General features: G+C 59.2%; 8 protein-coding genes. 7 read left to right on the top strand and 1 reads right to left on the bottom strand.

Features of this window, described 5'->3' with window-relative positions; genetic code table 11:
• Positions 1-294 precede the first annotated feature (294 nt).
• The 4 genes from rplJ (at position 295) to rpoC (ending at position 10,060) form a co-directional block, all read left to right on the top strand.
• Positions 295-816: a 50S ribosomal protein L10 gene (rplJ, locus tag ACSQ2Z_RS13525; RefSeq protein ID WP_113004440.1), complete on the top strand. Its 522-nt coding sequence runs from the start codon at positions 295-297 to the stop codon at positions 814-816.
• Positions 817-874: 58 nt separating this feature from the next.
• The gene (rplL, locus tag ACSQ2Z_RS13520; protein ID WP_113004439.1) at positions 875-1,252 is read left to right on the top strand and encodes a 50S ribosomal protein L7/L12; all 378 of its coding nucleotides are present in this window, start codon (positions 875-877) and stop codon (positions 1,250-1,252) included.
• 266 nt (positions 1,253-1,518) lie between these two features.
• Positions 1,519-5,658 (top strand): DNA-directed RNA polymerase subunit beta, encoded by a 4,140-nt coding sequence (gene rpoB / locus ACSQ2Z_RS13515; protein WP_436081667.1) that lies wholly within the window; start codon positions 1,519-1,521, stop codon positions 5,656-5,658.
• A 193-nt stretch (positions 5,659-5,851) separates the two neighbouring features.
• On the top strand, positions 5,852-10,060 hold the full coding sequence (gene rpoC, locus ACSQ2Z_RS13510) for a DNA-directed RNA polymerase subunit beta' (RefSeq protein ID WP_436081666.1): 4,209 nt from the start codon (positions 5,852-5,854) through the stop codon (positions 10,058-10,060).
• A 164-nt stretch (positions 10,061-10,224) separates the two neighbouring features.
• On the opposite strand, the gene ACSQ2Z_RS13505 is transcribed toward rpoC, so the two are convergent.
• The gene (locus ACSQ2Z_RS13505) at positions 10,225-10,521 is read right to left on the bottom strand and encodes a hypothetical protein (protein ID WP_037133873.1); all 297 of its coding nucleotides are present in this window, start codon (positions 10,519-10,521) and stop codon (positions 10,225-10,227) included.
• A gap of 564 nt (positions 10,522-11,085) precedes the next feature.
• Between ACSQ2Z_RS13505 and rpsL the strand changes: the two genes are divergently transcribed.
• The 3 genes from rpsL (at position 11,086) to fusA (ending at position 14,135) form a co-directional block, all read left to right on the top strand.
• Positions 11,086-11,457, top strand: a complete 372-nt coding sequence (gene rpsL, locus ACSQ2Z_RS13500; RefSeq protein WP_003507760.1) for a 30S ribosomal protein S12 — start codon at positions 11,086-11,088, stop codon at positions 11,455-11,457.
• A gap of 78 nt (positions 11,458-11,535) precedes the next feature.
• Positions 11,536-12,006 carry a 30S ribosomal protein S7 gene (rpsG, locus tag ACSQ2Z_RS13495; RefSeq protein WP_037133877.1) on the top strand — a complete coding sequence of 157 codons (471 nt, stop codon included), beginning with the start codon at positions 11,536-11,538 and terminating at the stop codon, positions 12,004-12,006.
• Between the two features lie 29 nt (positions 12,007-12,035).
• Complete coding sequence (fusA, locus tag ACSQ2Z_RS13490; RefSeq protein ID WP_113004435.1) at positions 12,036-14,135, top strand: elongation factor G; 2,100 nt, start codon at positions 12,036-12,038, stop codon at positions 14,133-14,135.
• Positions 14,136-14,183: the final 48 nt, after the last annotated feature.

Here is a 14,183-nt window from a genome sequence, read left to right as displayed (position 1 = left end):
CCCTTCGGGGCCGGAAATTCCGGGTTCAAACCCGGAACTCCTGTCCGAGATTGCAGGTGGTTATCCCTTAATCACTTCAGCCTGCATGAGACGGGTGAGTCCCGAATTTCATTTGACGCGCGAAAGCGTGGGAATTCGGTTCGAACCTCGGCTTGCCTTGTGCCGGACCCGCTCAAACGGGAACGCGCAGGGGACAGGATCCTCGAGCGTCGCTTGGGATCAATTCTGATCCCATGTGGCAAAGGCAAACCCGATGGGACTGCATTTCGTGGTCCCGTCAACTGGAGATAGGCAGTGGAAAGAGCGGAAAAACGCGAATTCGTCACGGAGCTGAACGAGTCCTTCAAGGGCGCCGGTTCGGTTGTCGTGGCCCACTATGCTGGTGTCACAGTCGCACAGATGAACGACTTCCGTTCGAAGATGCGCGCTGCTGGCGGCACCGTCAAAGTCGCGAAGAACCGCCTGGCCAAGATCGCCCTTCAGGGTACGGAAGCCGAAGGGATGACCAATCTCTTCAAGGGGCAGACGCTGGTTGCATTCAGCGCCGATCCGATCACGGCTCCGAAGGTTGTCATGGATTTCGCCAAGACCAACGACAAGATCGTTGTTTTGGGTGGCGCCATGGGAGCAACGACGCTCAATGCGGATGCAGTCAAGTCGCTTGCGACCCTGCCTTCGCTGGATGAACTGCGTGCGAAGCTGCTGGGCATGATCCAGACCCCGGCTACCCGCATCGCAAGCGTTGTTGCAGCACCGGCAAGCCAGCTTGCCCGCGTGTTCGCGGCCTACGCCAAGAAGGACGAAGAAGCCGCATAAGGCGGTTTTTCGTTGTTTATATCTAACCAAGTTCGAACCGAACAAAAGGAACTAAAAAATGGCTGATCTCTCTAAGATCGTAGACGACCTGTCCTCGCTGACCGTTCTGGAAGCTGCAGAACTGTCGAAGCTTCTTGAAGAAAAGTGGGGCGTTTCCGCTGCTGCTCCGGTAGCAGTTGCTGCTGCTGGCGGCGCCGGTGCTGCTGCTGTCGTTGAAGAAGAAAAGACTGAATTCGACGTCATCCTCGCTGATGCCGGCGCAAACAAGATCAACGTCATCAAGGAAGTTCGCGCTATCACGGGCCTCGGCCTGAAGGAAGCCAAGGACCTCGTTGAAGCCGCTCCGAAGGCTGTCAAGGAAGGCGTTTCCAAGGCTGAAGCCGCTGATCTCAAGAAGAAGCTCGAAGACGCTGGCGCCAAGGTCGACGTCAAGTAATCGTGCCTGTTTCAAGAGAGAGGTGGTCCGAAAGGACCGCCTCTCTTTGACCGCTTTCTGAACATATTACCCAAAAGCCCCATTGAAAACGGCTTTTGGGTAATGGGTTCTTCAAAAGGATGGTCTCGATCCAAGGACAGCACAGCAATCCGCGCTGAGCGTTTTTGGAGGTTGGACGAGATTGGACAACCCATTGATTGACGGGGTCGACTGGCCATCGGTTCCCGTCCGTTGCAGGCCCGGATGCAAAATTTGAAGGAGCGACGATGGCTCAGACCCTTTCTTTCAATGGTCGTAGGCGCGTACGCAAGTTTTTTGGTAAAATTCCCGAAGTCGCAGAAATGCCGAACCTCATCGAGGTTCAGAAGGCATCCTACGACCAGTTCCTCATGGTCGAAGAGCCGCAGGGCGGCCGTCCGGACGAGGGGCTTCAATCCGTTTTCAAGTCCGTTTTCCCGATCACGGATTTCTCCGGCGCATCGATGCTGGAATTCGTATCCTACGAATTCGAACAGCCGAAGTTCGATGTCGAGGAATGCCGTCAGCGCGACCTGACTTACGCAGCGCCGCTGAAGGTGACGCTGCGCCTCATCGTGTTTGATATCGACGAGGATACGGGCGCCAAGTCCATCAAGGACATCAAGGAACAGAACGTCTACATGGGCGACATGCCGCTCATGACCAACAACGGCACGTTCATCGTCAACGGCACCGAGCGCGTCATCGTTTCCCAGATGCACCGTTCGCCGGGCGTGTTCTTCGATCACGACAAGGGCAAGAGCCACTCGTCGGGCAAGCTGTTGTTCGCTGCCCGCGTCATCCCTTATCGCGGCTCCTGGCTCGACATCGAATTCGATGCCAAGGACGTTGTTCACGCGCGTATCGATCGCCGCCGCAAGATCCCTGTCACGTCGCTCCTGATGGCGCTCGGCATGGACGGCGAGGAAATCCTTGAGACCTTCTACACAAAGTCGGACTACCAGCGCGACGGCAAGGGCTGGCGCATCCCATTCCAGCCGGATACGCTCAAGGGCCAGAAGGCCCTCTCCGACCTGATCGACGCCGACACCGGCGAAGTCGTGGTCGAGTCCGGCAAGAAGCTGACGCCGCGCCTGTTGAAGACGCTGAAGGAAAAGGGGCTGAAGGCCATCAAGGCCTCCGACGACGATCTCTACGGCAACTTCCTTGCCGAAGATCTCGTCAACATGCAGACGGGTGAAATCTTCCTCGAGGCCGGCGACGAAATCGATGAGAAGACACTCGGCGTCATCTTGGGCGCCGGCTTTGACGAAATCCCGGTTCTCGACATCGACCATATCAATGTCGGTGCCTATATCCGCAACACGCTGACCGTGGACAAGAACGAGAACCGTCAGGACGCTCTGTTCGATATCTACCGCGTCATGCGTCCGGGCGAACCGCCGACCATGGATTCGGCTGAAGCCATGTTCAACACGCTGTTCTTCGATGCGGAGCGTTACGACCTCTCCGCCGTTGGCCGCGTGAAGATGAACATGCGGCTTGACCTCGATGCGGCCGACACCGTCCGTATCCTGCGCAAGGAAGACATCCTGGCTGTCGTCAAGATGCTGGTCGACCTGCGCGACGGTAAGGGCGAGATCGACGATATCGACAACCTCGGCAACCGCCGTGTGCGTTCGGTCGGCGAGTTGATGGAAAATCAGTATCGTCTCGGCCTGCTTCGCATGGAGCGCGCGATCAAGGAACGCATGTCGTCGATCGAAATCGACACTGTCATGCCGCAGGATCTGATCAACGCCAAGCCGGCTGCTGCAGCCGTCCGCGAGTTCTTCGGTTCCTCGCAGCTTTCGCAGTTCATGGACCAGGTCAACCCGCTGTCGGAAATCACCCACAAGCGCCGTCTCTCGGCTCTTGGTCCGGGCGGTCTGACGCGCGAACGCGCCGGTTTCGAAGTCCGCGACGTTCATCCGACCCATTATGGCCGTATCTGCCCGATCGAAACGCCAGAAGGCCCGAACATCGGTCTGATCAACTCGCTTGCAACCTTCGCTCGCGTCAACAAGTACGGCTTTATCGAAAGCCCGTACCGCAAGATCGTCGACGGCAAGGTGACGAAGGATGTCGTCTATCTGTCGGCGATGGAAGAAGCCAAGTATCACGTCGCTCAGGCCAACTCCGAACTTGCTGCCGACCAGTCGTTCGTGGAAGAATTCGTCGTCTGCCGTCACGCCGGCGACGTCATGCTGGCGCCGCGCGACCAGATCAACCTGATGGACGTTTCGCCGAAGCAGCTCGTCTCTGTTGCGGCAGCGCTCATTCCGTTCCTCGAAAACGACGACGCCAACCGCGCGCTCATGGGCTCGAACATGCAGCGTCAGGCCGTGCCTCTGCTGCGTGCCGAAGCACCGTTCGTCGGTACCGGCATGGAGCCGGTCGTTGCTCGCGACTCCGGTGCAGCCATCGCTGCCCGCCGTGGCGGCGTGGTCGACCAGGTCGACGCGACCCGTATCGTTATCCGTGCGACGGAAGACCTCGAGGCCGGCAAGTCCGGTGTCGATATCTACCGTCTGCAGAAGTTCCAGCGTTCCAACCAGAACACCTGCGTCAATCAGCGTCCGCTGGTTACCGTCGGCGACGTTCTGAACAAGGGCGACATCATCGCTGACGGTCCGTCGACCGATCTCGGCGACCTGGCGCTCGGCCGCAACGCGCTCGTCGCGTTCATGCCCTGGAACGGCTATAACTACGAAGACTCGATCCTGCTTTCCGAGCGCATCGTTCGCGATGACGTGTTCACCTCCATCCACATCGAAGAGTTCGAAGTGATGGCGCGCGACACCAAGCTTGGTCCGGAAGAAATCACCCGCGACATTCCGAACGTTTCGGAAGAAGCGCTGAAGAACCTCGATGAAGCCGGTATCGTCTACATCGGTGCGGAAGTTCAGCCGGGCGACATCCTCGTCGGCAAGATCACGCCGAAGGGCGAAAGCCCGATGACGCCGGAAGAAAAGCTTCTGCGCGCCATCTTCGGTGAAAAGGCTTCCGACGTCCGCGACACCTCGATGCGCATGCCTCCGGGCACATTCGGCACCATCGTCGAAGTGCGCGTCTTCAACCGCCATGGCGTGGAAAAAGACGAGCGTGCGATGGCGATCGAGCGCGAAGAGATCGAGCGCCTGGCAAAGGACCGCGACGACGAACAGGCGATCCTCGATCGCAACGTCTACTCGCGTCTTCTCGACATGCTGCGCGGCCACGTCGCGGTTGCAGGTCCGAAGGGCTTCAAGAAGGGCACCGAGCTTTCGAACGCCGTCATCTCCGAATATCCCCGCTCGCAGTGGTGGATGTTCGCAGTTGAAGACGAAAAGGCTCAGGGCGAAGTCGAGGCCCTGCGCGGCCAGTACGACGAGTCCAAGTCGCTTCTCGAACACCGCTTCATGGACAAGGTCGAAAAGGTCCAGCGCGGCGACGAAATGCCTCCGGGCGTCATGAAGATGGTCAAGGTCTTCGTCGCTGTGAAGCGCAAGATCCAGCCGGGTGACAAGATGGCCGGCCGTCACGGCAACAAGGGTGTGGTTTCCCGCATCGTGCCGATCGAAGACATGCCGTTCCTGGAAGACGGCACGCATGTTGACGTCGTTCTGAACCCGCTCGGCGTGCCTTCGCGCATGAACGTCGGCCAGATCCTCGAAACCCATCTCGGCTGGGCTTGCGCCGGCATGGGCAAGAAGATCGGTGCGATGCTCGATGCCTATAAGGCCGGGGCTGACATTCAGCCGCTGCGCGACACCATCGACAGCGTCATCGGGTCCGGTCCTAAGGGCGAGCCGATCAAGCAGTACGACGATGAATCGATCGTCCGCCTGGCCGAGCAGACCCGCCGCGGCGTGTCAATCGCAACGCCGGTCTTCGACGGCGCGGTGGAAGCCGACGTCAACGAGATGCTGGAGCAGGCAGGCCTGAAAGTCACCGGTCAGTCGACCTTGTATGACGGCCGTACCGGCGATCAGTTCGACCGCCAGGTCACCGTCGGCTATATTTACATGCTGAAGCTGAACCACCTTGTCGACGACAAGATCCACGCCCGTTCGATCGGTCCCTACTCGCTCGTTACCCAGCAGCCGTTGGGCGGCAAGGCGCAGTTCGGCGGTCAGCGCTTCGGGGAAATGGAAGTCTGGGCTCTGGAAGCCTACGGCGCCGCCTACACCCTGCAGGAAATGCTGACGGTGAAGTCGGACGACGTGGCCGGGCGCACCAAGGTCTATGAAGCGATCGTCCGTGGCGACGACACCTTCGAGGCCGGTATTCCGGAGAGCTTCAACGTTCTCGTCAAGGAAATGCGGTCGCTGGGTCTGTCCGTCGAGCTGGAAAACTCGAAGCTCGAAGAGCTGCAGCCGACGCAACTGCCGGACGCCGCCGAGTAAGACATCATCGAGGTGCGTGCCGCTGTCCAAGCGGCGCGCACCGTTTCCGCCCGATCCCGCACCTAAGGGAAGGGCAGGAAATGCGGCCGCATAAAATGCGGTTTTATCCATTTTCAGGCTGCGGTCCGGCGCCCGGGATTTGCCGGAACCGTCCAGCCAAGAAGAGGGCGATACGCCCACGAAGGAGATAGGCATGAACCAAGAGGTCATGAACCTTTTCAATCCGCAGGTGCCAGCACAGACATTCGACTCCATCCGGATCTCGATTGCCTCGCCGGAGAAGATTCTCTCCTGGTCTTACGGTGAGATCAAGAAGCCGGAGACGATCAACTACCGCACGTTCAAGCCGGAACGCGACGGCCTTTTCTGCGCGCGCATCTTTGGGCCGATCAAGGACTACGAATGCCTGTGCGGCAAGTACAAGCGCATGAAGTACAAGGGCATCATCTGCGAAAAGTGCGGCGTCGAAGTTACGCTCTCGCGCGTTCGCCGTGAGCGCATGGGTCACATCGAGCTCGCCGCTCCCGTTGCCCACATCTGGTTCCTGAAGTCCCTGCCGAGCCGCATCGCGACGCTGCTCGACATGACACTGAAGGATATCGAGCGCGTCCTCTATTTCGAAAACTACATCGTCACCGAGCCGGGCCTGACTTCCCTCAAGGAAAACCAGCTCCTCTCGGAAGAAGAATACATGATCGCCGTCGACGAGTTCGGCGAAGATCAGTTCACGGCGATGATCGGTGCGGAAGCCATCTACGAGATGCTCGCTTCGATGAACCTCGACAAGATCGCCGGCGATCTGCGTTCGGAAATGGCTGACACCACGTCCGAGCTGAAGCAGAAGAAGCTGATGAAGCGCCTGAAAATCGTCGAGAACTTCATGGACTCCGGCAACCGTCCGGAATGGATGATCATGAAGGTCGTTCCGGTGATCCCGCCGGACCTGCGTCCGCTGGTTCCGCTGGATGGCGGCCGTTTCGCGACGTCCGACCTCAACGATCTCTATCGCCGCGTCATCAACCGCAACAACCGTCTGAAGCGCCTGATCGAACTGCGCGCTCCGGGCATCATCATCCGCAACGAAAAGCGCATGCTGCAGGAATCCGTCGATGCGCTGTTCGACAACGGTCGCCGCGGCCGCGTCATCACGGGTGCCAACAAGCGTCCGCTGAAGTCGCTGTCCGACATGCTCAAGGGCAAGCAGGGCCGCTTCCGTCAGAACCTGCTCGGCAAGCGCGTCGACTATTCCGGCCGTTCGGTCATCGTGACCGGCCCGGAACTGAAGCTGCACCAGTGCGGCCTGCCGAAGAAGATGGCGCTCGAACTGTTCAAGCCGTTCATCTACGCCCGCCTCGACGCCAAGGGTTACTCCTCGACCGTCAAGCAGGCGAAGAAGCTGGTTGAAAAGGAAAAGCCGGAAGTCTGGGATATCCTCGACGAAGTCATCCGCGAACATCCGGTTCTGCTCAACCGCGCTCCGACGCTGCACCGCCTGGGCATCCAAGCCTTCGAACCCACCCTGGTCGAGGGCAAGGCGATCCAGCTGCATCCGCTCGTCTGCACGGCGTTCAACGCCGACTTCGACGGTGACCAGATGGCGGTTCACGTTCCGCTGTCGCTCGAAGCGCAGCTGGAAGCCCGCGTGCTGATGATGTCGACCAACAACATCCTGCACCCGGCAAACGGCGCGCCGATCATCGTTCCGTCGCAGGACATGGTTCTCGGCCTCTACTATCTGTCGATCATGAACCAGAACGAGCCGGGCGAAGGCATGGCCTTCTCCGATCTCGGCGAACTGCATCATGCGCTTGAAACCAAGTCGGTAACGCTGCATGCCAAGATTCGCGGCCGCTTCAAGACGGTGGATGCGGAAGGCAAGCCGGTTTCGAAGATCTTCGAAACCACGCCGGGCCGTATGCTCATCGGCGAACTTCTGCCGAAGAACGTCAATGTGCCGTTCGACGTCTGCAACCAGGAACTGACCAAGAAGAACATCTCCAAGATGATCGACACGGTCTACCGTCACTGCGGCCAGAAGGACACGGTCATTTTCTGCGACCGCATCATGCAGCTCGGCTTCGCCCATGCCTGCCGCGCCGGCATATCGTTCGGCAAGGACGACATGGTTATTCCGGACACCAAGGCCAAGATCGTCGGTGACACCGAAAGCCTGGTGAAGGAATACGAGCAGCAGTACAACGACGGCCTCATCACCCAGGGCGAAAAGTACAACAAGGTTGTCGACGCCTGGGGCAAGGCGACCGAAAAGGTCGCCGACGAGATGATGGCACGCATCAAGGCGGTGGAATTCGATGACAACGGCCGTCAGAAGCCGATGAACTCGATCTACATGATGTCGCACTCCGGCGCCCGTGGTTCTCCGAACCAAATGCGTCAGCTGGGCGGCATGCGCGGCCTGATGGCCAAGCCTTCGGGCGAAATCATCGAGACGCCAATCATCTCGAACTTCAAGGAAGGCCTGACCGTTAACGAGTACTTCAACTCGACCCACGGCGCCCGTAAGGGTCTCGCAGACACCGCCTTGAAGACTGCGAACTCCGGTTACCTGACCCGCCGTCTCGTCGACGTCGCGCAGGATTGCATCGTCAACTCGGTGGATTGCGGTACCGAAACCGGCCTCACCATGACCGCCATCGTCGATGCCGGTCAGGTCGTTGCCTCGCTCGGTGCTCGCGTTCTCGGCCGAACAGCCCTCGACAACATCGATCATCCGGTGACAGGTGAGCGCATCGTCGATGCCGGCCGCATGATCCTCGAGGCCGATGTCGTCGAAATCGAGAAGGCTGGTATCCAGTCGATCCGCATCCGTTCGGCGCTGACCTGCGAGATCCAGACCGGCGTCTGCGGCGTCTGCTACGGTCGCGACCTGGCGCGTGGTACGCCAGTCAACATGGGTGAAGCTGTCGGCGTCATCGCCGCTCAGTCGATCGGCGAGCCGGGCACCCAGCTGACGATGCGTACGTTCCACCTTGGTGGTACGGCAACCGTGGTCGACCAGTCGTTCCTCGAAGCGTCGTATGAAGGTACGGTTCAGATCAAGAACCGCAACATGTTGCGCAACTCGGACAACGTTCTGGTTGCCATGGGCCGCAACATGGCGATCCAGATCCTCGACGAACGTGGTGTCGAACGCTCCTCGCAGCGCGTTGCCTACGGTTCGAAGATCTATGTCGACGACGCCGACAAGGTGAAGCGCGGCCAGCGCCTCGCCGAGTGGGACCCTTACACGCGTCCGATGATGACGGAAGTCGAAGGTACCGTTCATTTCGAAGATATCGTTGATGGTATCTCCGTTCTGGAAGCAACCGACGAAGCGACCGGCATCACCAAGCGCCAGGTTATCGACTGGCGCTCGACGCCGCGCGGTATCGACCTGAAGCCGGCGATCGTCATCAAGGACAAGAATGGCGCCGTTGCCAAGCTTGCCCGTGGCGGCGAAGCTCGCTTCATGTTGTCGGTCGACGCCATTCTGTCGGTCGAGCCGGGCACGAAGGTTTCCCAGGGTGACGTGCTTGCACGTTCGCCGCTGGAAAGCGCCAAGACGAAGGACATCACCGGTGGTCTGCCGCGCGTTGCCGAACTCTTCGAAGCGCGCCGTCCGAAGGATCACGCGATCATCGCCGAAATCGATGGTACGATCCGCTTCGGCCGCGACTACAAGAACAAGCGCCGCGTGCTGATCGAGCCTGCGGAAGACGGTGTCGAGCCGGTCGAATACCTGATCCCGAAGGGCAAGCCCTTCCATCTTCAGGATGGCGACTATATCGAAAAGGGTGACTATATCCTCGACGGTAACCCGGCACCGCACGACATCCTGGCGATCAAGGGCGTGGAGGCACTCGCTTCCTACCTCGTGAACGAAATCCAGGAAGTCTACCGTCTGCAGGGCGTTGTGATCAACGACAAGCACATCGAGGTGATCGTTCGCCAGATGCTGCAGAAGGTGGAAGTGACCGACGCCGGTGACTCGACCTATATCGTTGGCGACAGCGTCGACCGCATTGAGCTGGAAGACGTCAACGATCAGCTGATCGAACAGGGCAAGAAGCCGGCCTACGGCGATCCGGTGCTGCTTGGCATCACCAAAGCGTCGCTGCAGACGCCGTCCTTCATCTCGGCCGCGTCCTTCCAGGAAACGACGAAGGTGCTGACGGAAGCTGCGATCGCCGGCAAGACCGACGGCCTGCAGGGTCTGAAGGAAAACGTCATCGTCGGCCGTCTGATCCCGGCCGGTACCGGCGGCACCATGACCCAGATCCGCCGTATTGCGACGGCTCGCGACGAGATGATCCTCGAGGAGCGCCGCAAGGGAACCGGAGCGGAGGCCGCAACGCCGATGCTCGCCGACATGGCGGCCAAGGAAGATGCCGCGGCCGAATAAGGCCGAAAGGCGAGGGCGGTTCTGCCGCCCTTTCCGACCCAATTGAAAAAGCCGCCCGGAGCGATCCGGGCGGCTTTTCTATCTGGCGATCATCGCGAGACGCATGGTCCATGCCGTAACCGAGGCTCAGATCCGGAACGGGTTGATCAGCCATCCAAGGACGCTCAGCCGAACTTGATGATCGCCACTTCGCCTGACAGCGCGCCCTGATAGGCCGAGGCATGCGGTTCGTCGTCGGGAATGTCGGTGAGAGTGCCGATCTGATCGAGGTCGGCCTCGAGGAAACCTTCTTCAGCAAGCGCGTTCAAAGCTTCGCGCACTGCGGTGTCGTCGTCCGGCGCGCGCAGCATGACGTGGATATCGATGCCCTCGTCGTCGCCATCCTGCTCATAGGCCTTGCCGATGATGATGAAAATCATCGGGCCGTCGAGGTTGTTGTCGTTGTCGGGGATGGCAGTCATGGTCATGTCCTTGTTCGAAAGATGTATGTATTGACCTTACCGCGTATTGCCGCACGGTGCGCCCTAAAAAACAAATCATCCAAGACGAATCGGGCGACCAATTCTGTCCTTACGGCTGGATTGTCAAATTGCTTTATGATTCTTTAAGTTGAGCGGAATGCAGCGGCATTCAGTCCTGCCAGATGGCTGGCTGGGGCAGGGTCGGCCGCAAAAGCCTTGTTTTGCAGGCATGTCGGCTGTGCGCGGGTACGAATATTTGTTAATTCCCCTTGACGGGACACCCCGAAATCAGTACACCCCGCCCCATCGGAGCCCATGTGAGGCTGGCTGGTTCGGAACGTCTCGTTCTGGAGTTCGCCTCAAACAAGGTTCGAAACGCACGCTGAAGTCCAAAATGCTGCATGCAAGACGCAGAAAACATTGCGTCCTCTGCTTTTTTGCGGGCCATCTGCCGAGAGGCGGATCGGTCCTCGTTTTGCGCATTTATCAAGCGTTCGAAACCGCCGGCGACGGCATCGATCCGCCCGCAAGGGTAATGAGACAGATTTTGTAAGGGATGGTTATATGCCTACCGTAAACCAGCTGATCCGCAAGCCGCGTCAGGCACAGGTAAAGCGCAACAAGGTTCCTGCTCTGCAGGAAAACCCGCAGAAGCGCGGCGTTTGCACCCGCGTCTACACGACGACCCCGAAGAAGCCGAACTCGGCTCTGCGTAAGGTTGCCAAGATTCGCCTGACCAACGGCTTCGAAGTCATCGGCTATATTCCGGGTGAAGGCCACAACCTTCAGGAACACTCCGTTGTCATGATCCGCGGCGGCCGCGTCAAGGACTTGCCGGGCGTTCGCTACCACATCATCCGTGGTGTTCTCGATACCCAGGGTGTCAAGAACCGCAAGCAACGCCGTTCCAAGTATGGTGCGAAGCGTCCGAAGTAATTCGGGTTACACAATTTTAGGCGCTGCGCGAGGTTCTCCGCGTGATAAGGCGCCAGTTAACAGCTGAGAGACAAAAGTATGTCACGTCGTCATAGTGCAGAAAAGCGCGAGATCAACCCAGACCCGAAGTTCGGCGATCTGGTCGTCACCAAGTTCATGAACGCAATCATGCTTCATGGTAAGAAGTCGGTCGCTGAAAACATCGTTTACGGTGCCTTCGATCTGGTGCAGGGCAAGTTGAAGCAGGAGCCGGTCACCGTGTTCCATTCGGCTCTCGACAACATCGCGCCGCACGTCGAAGTCCGTTCGCGCCGCGTCGGTGGTGCTACCTACCAGGTTCCGGTCGATGTTCGCCCCGAGCGCCGTCAGGCTCTTGCCATCCGCTGGCTGATCGCTGCTGCCCGCAAGCGCAACGAGACCACCATGATCGATCGCCTTTGCGGCGAACTCATGGACGCTGCCAACAACCGTGGCAGCGCCGTCAAGAAGCGCGAAGACACGCACAAGATGGCTGACGCGAACCGTGCATTCTCGCATTACCGCTGGTAATCGACGAACAATTTCGAAAGGCAGTCATTATGGCTCGCGAATATAAAATCGAAGACTACCGCAACTTCGGTATCATGGCGCACATCGACGCCGGCAAGACCACGACGACCGAGCGCATCCTGTATTACACGGGCAAGTCGCACAAGATCGGCGAAGTCCATGACGGCGCTGCCACCATGGACTGGATGGAGCAGGAGCAGGAACGCGGCATCACCATCACCTCCGCTGCCACGACGACCTTCTGGAAGGGCCGTGACGGCAAGATGCGCCGCTTCAACATCATCGACACCCCCGGCCACGTCGACTTCACCATCGAAGTCGAGCGTTCGCTGCGCGTTCTCGACGGTGCGATTGCTCTTCTCGACGCCAACGCCGGTGTTGAGCCGCAGACGGAAACCGTCTGGCGCCAGGCCGAGAAGTACAACGTTCCGCGGATGATCTTCTGCAACAAGATGGACAAGACCGGCGCCGACTTCTATCGTTCGGTTTCGATGATCAAGTCACGTCTCGGCGCGATCCCGGTCGTCATGCAGCTGCCGATCGGCGCTGAGACGGAATTCAAGGGCGTTATCGATCTGATCGAGATGAACGCTCTCATCTGGCGCGACGAGTCGCTCGGCGCCCAGTGGGATGTTGTCGAAATCCCGGACGACATGAAGGAAAAGGCCGCTGAATATCGCGAGCTCCTCATCGAGACCGTCGTCGACATCGACGAAGCCGCGATGGAAAACTACCTGAACGGCATCATGCCGGACAACGAGCAGATCCGTGCGCTGGTTCGCCGCGGCACCATCGACGTGAAGTTTCATCCGATGTTCTGCGGTACCGCGTTCAAGAACAAGGGCGTTCAGCCTCTGCTCGACGCCGTTGTCGAATACCTGCCGTCGCCGCTCGACATTCCGTCGATCAAGGGCATCGACGTCAAGACCGAAGCCGAAATCGAGCGTCATCCGTCCGATGACGAGCCGCTTTCGATGCTCGCCTTCAAGATCATGAACGACCCCTTCGTCGGTTCGCTCACCTTCGCCCGCATCTATTCCGGCAAGCTCGAAAAGGGCACGTCGGTCATGAACACGGTCAAGGAAAAGCGCGAGCGCGTTGGCCGTATGCTGCAGATGCATTCCAACTCCCGTGAAGACATCGACGAAGCTTTTGCCGGCGACATCGTTGCTCTCGCAGGCCTCAAGGAAACCACCACCGGCGACACGCTCTGCGATCCGTTGAAGCAGGTTATCCTCGAGCGCATGGAATTCCCCGAGCCGGTCATCCAGATCGCCATCGAGCCGAAGACCAAGGGCGATCAGGAAAAGATGGGCCTCGCGCTCAACCGCCTGGCTGCTGAAGATCCTTCGTTCCGCGTCAAGACTGACGAAGAATCCGGTCAGACGATCATCGCCGGCATGGGTGAACTTCACCTCGACATCCTCGTCGACCGCATGCGCCGCGAATTCAAGGTTGAAGCCACCGTCGGCGCGCCGCAGGTTGCCTACCGTGAATCGATCACGCGCAAGCACGAAGAAGACTACACGCACAAGAAGCAGTCCGGTGGTACCGGCCAGTTCGCGCGCGTCAAGATCGTCTTCGAACCGAATGAAGAAGGCGACGACTTCAAGTTCGAGTCCAAGATCGTTGGTGGTTCCATTCCGAAGGAATACATCCCCGGCGTTCAGAAGGGCATCGAAAGCGTTCTGTCTTCCGGCCCGCTGGCTGGCTTCCCGATGCTCGGCGTCAAGGCGACGCTCATCGACGGTGCCTTCCATGACGTCGACTCCTCGGTCCTCGCCTTCGAAATCGCCTCCCGCGCCTGCTTCCGTGAAGCAGCAAAGAAGGCCGGCGCACAGCTGCTCGAGCCGATGATGAAGGTTGAAGTCGTGACCCCGGAAGATTACGTCGGTGACGTTATCGGCGATCTGAACTCGCGTCGCGGTCAGATCCAGGGCCAGGAATCGCGCGGCATCGCCGTCGTGATCAACGCCAACGTGCCGCTGGCCAACATGTTCAAGTACGTGGACAACCTGCGCTCGATGAGCCAGGGTCGCGCGCAGTACACGATGACCTTCGATCACTATGCGCCGGTTCCTTCGAACGTGGCACAGGAAATCCAGGCAAAGTATTCCGGTCAGAAGTGATCGGACTACTTTCAGCCAGGTGACAGAAACAAGAGAATTACCCCCTGA

The sequence above is a fragment of the Pararhizobium sp. LjRoot235 genome, assembly GCF_964254145.1.
In the GTDB taxonomy this organism is placed as follows: Bacteria; Pseudomonadota; Alphaproteobacteria; order Rhizobiales; family Rhizobiaceae; genus Pararhizobium.
The sequence above is the reverse complement of the archived record's forward strand: the minus strand, read 5'-3'. Positions and strand labels throughout refer to the sequence as shown.

Excerpts from the sequence above, each read along its gene's own strand:
- fusA (WP_113004435.1), top strand. The coding sequence starts at position 12,036 with ATGGCTCGCGAATATAAAATCGAAGACTACCGCAACTTCGGTATCATG.
- rpsL (WP_003507760.1), top strand. The coding sequence starts at position 11,086 with ATGCCTACCGTAAACCAGCTGATCCGCAAGCCGCGTCAGGCACAGGTA.
- rplL (WP_113004439.1), top strand. The coding sequence starts at position 875 with ATGGCTGATCTCTCTAAGATCGTAGACGACCTGTCCTCGCTGACCGTT.
- rpoB (WP_436081667.1), top strand. The coding sequence starts at position 1,519 with ATGGCTCAGACCCTTTCTTTCAATGGTCGTAGGCGCGTACGCAAGTTT.
- ACSQ2Z_RS13505 (WP_037133873.1), bottom strand. The coding sequence starts at position 10,521 with ATGACTGCCATCCCCGACAACGACAACAACCTCGACGGCCCGATGATT.
- rpsG (WP_037133877.1), top strand. The coding sequence starts at position 11,536 with ATGTCACGTCGTCATAGTGCAGAAAAGCGCGAGATCAACCCAGACCCG.
- rpoC (WP_436081666.1), top strand. The coding sequence starts at position 5,852 with ATGAACCAAGAGGTCATGAACCTTTTCAATCCGCAGGTGCCAGCACAG.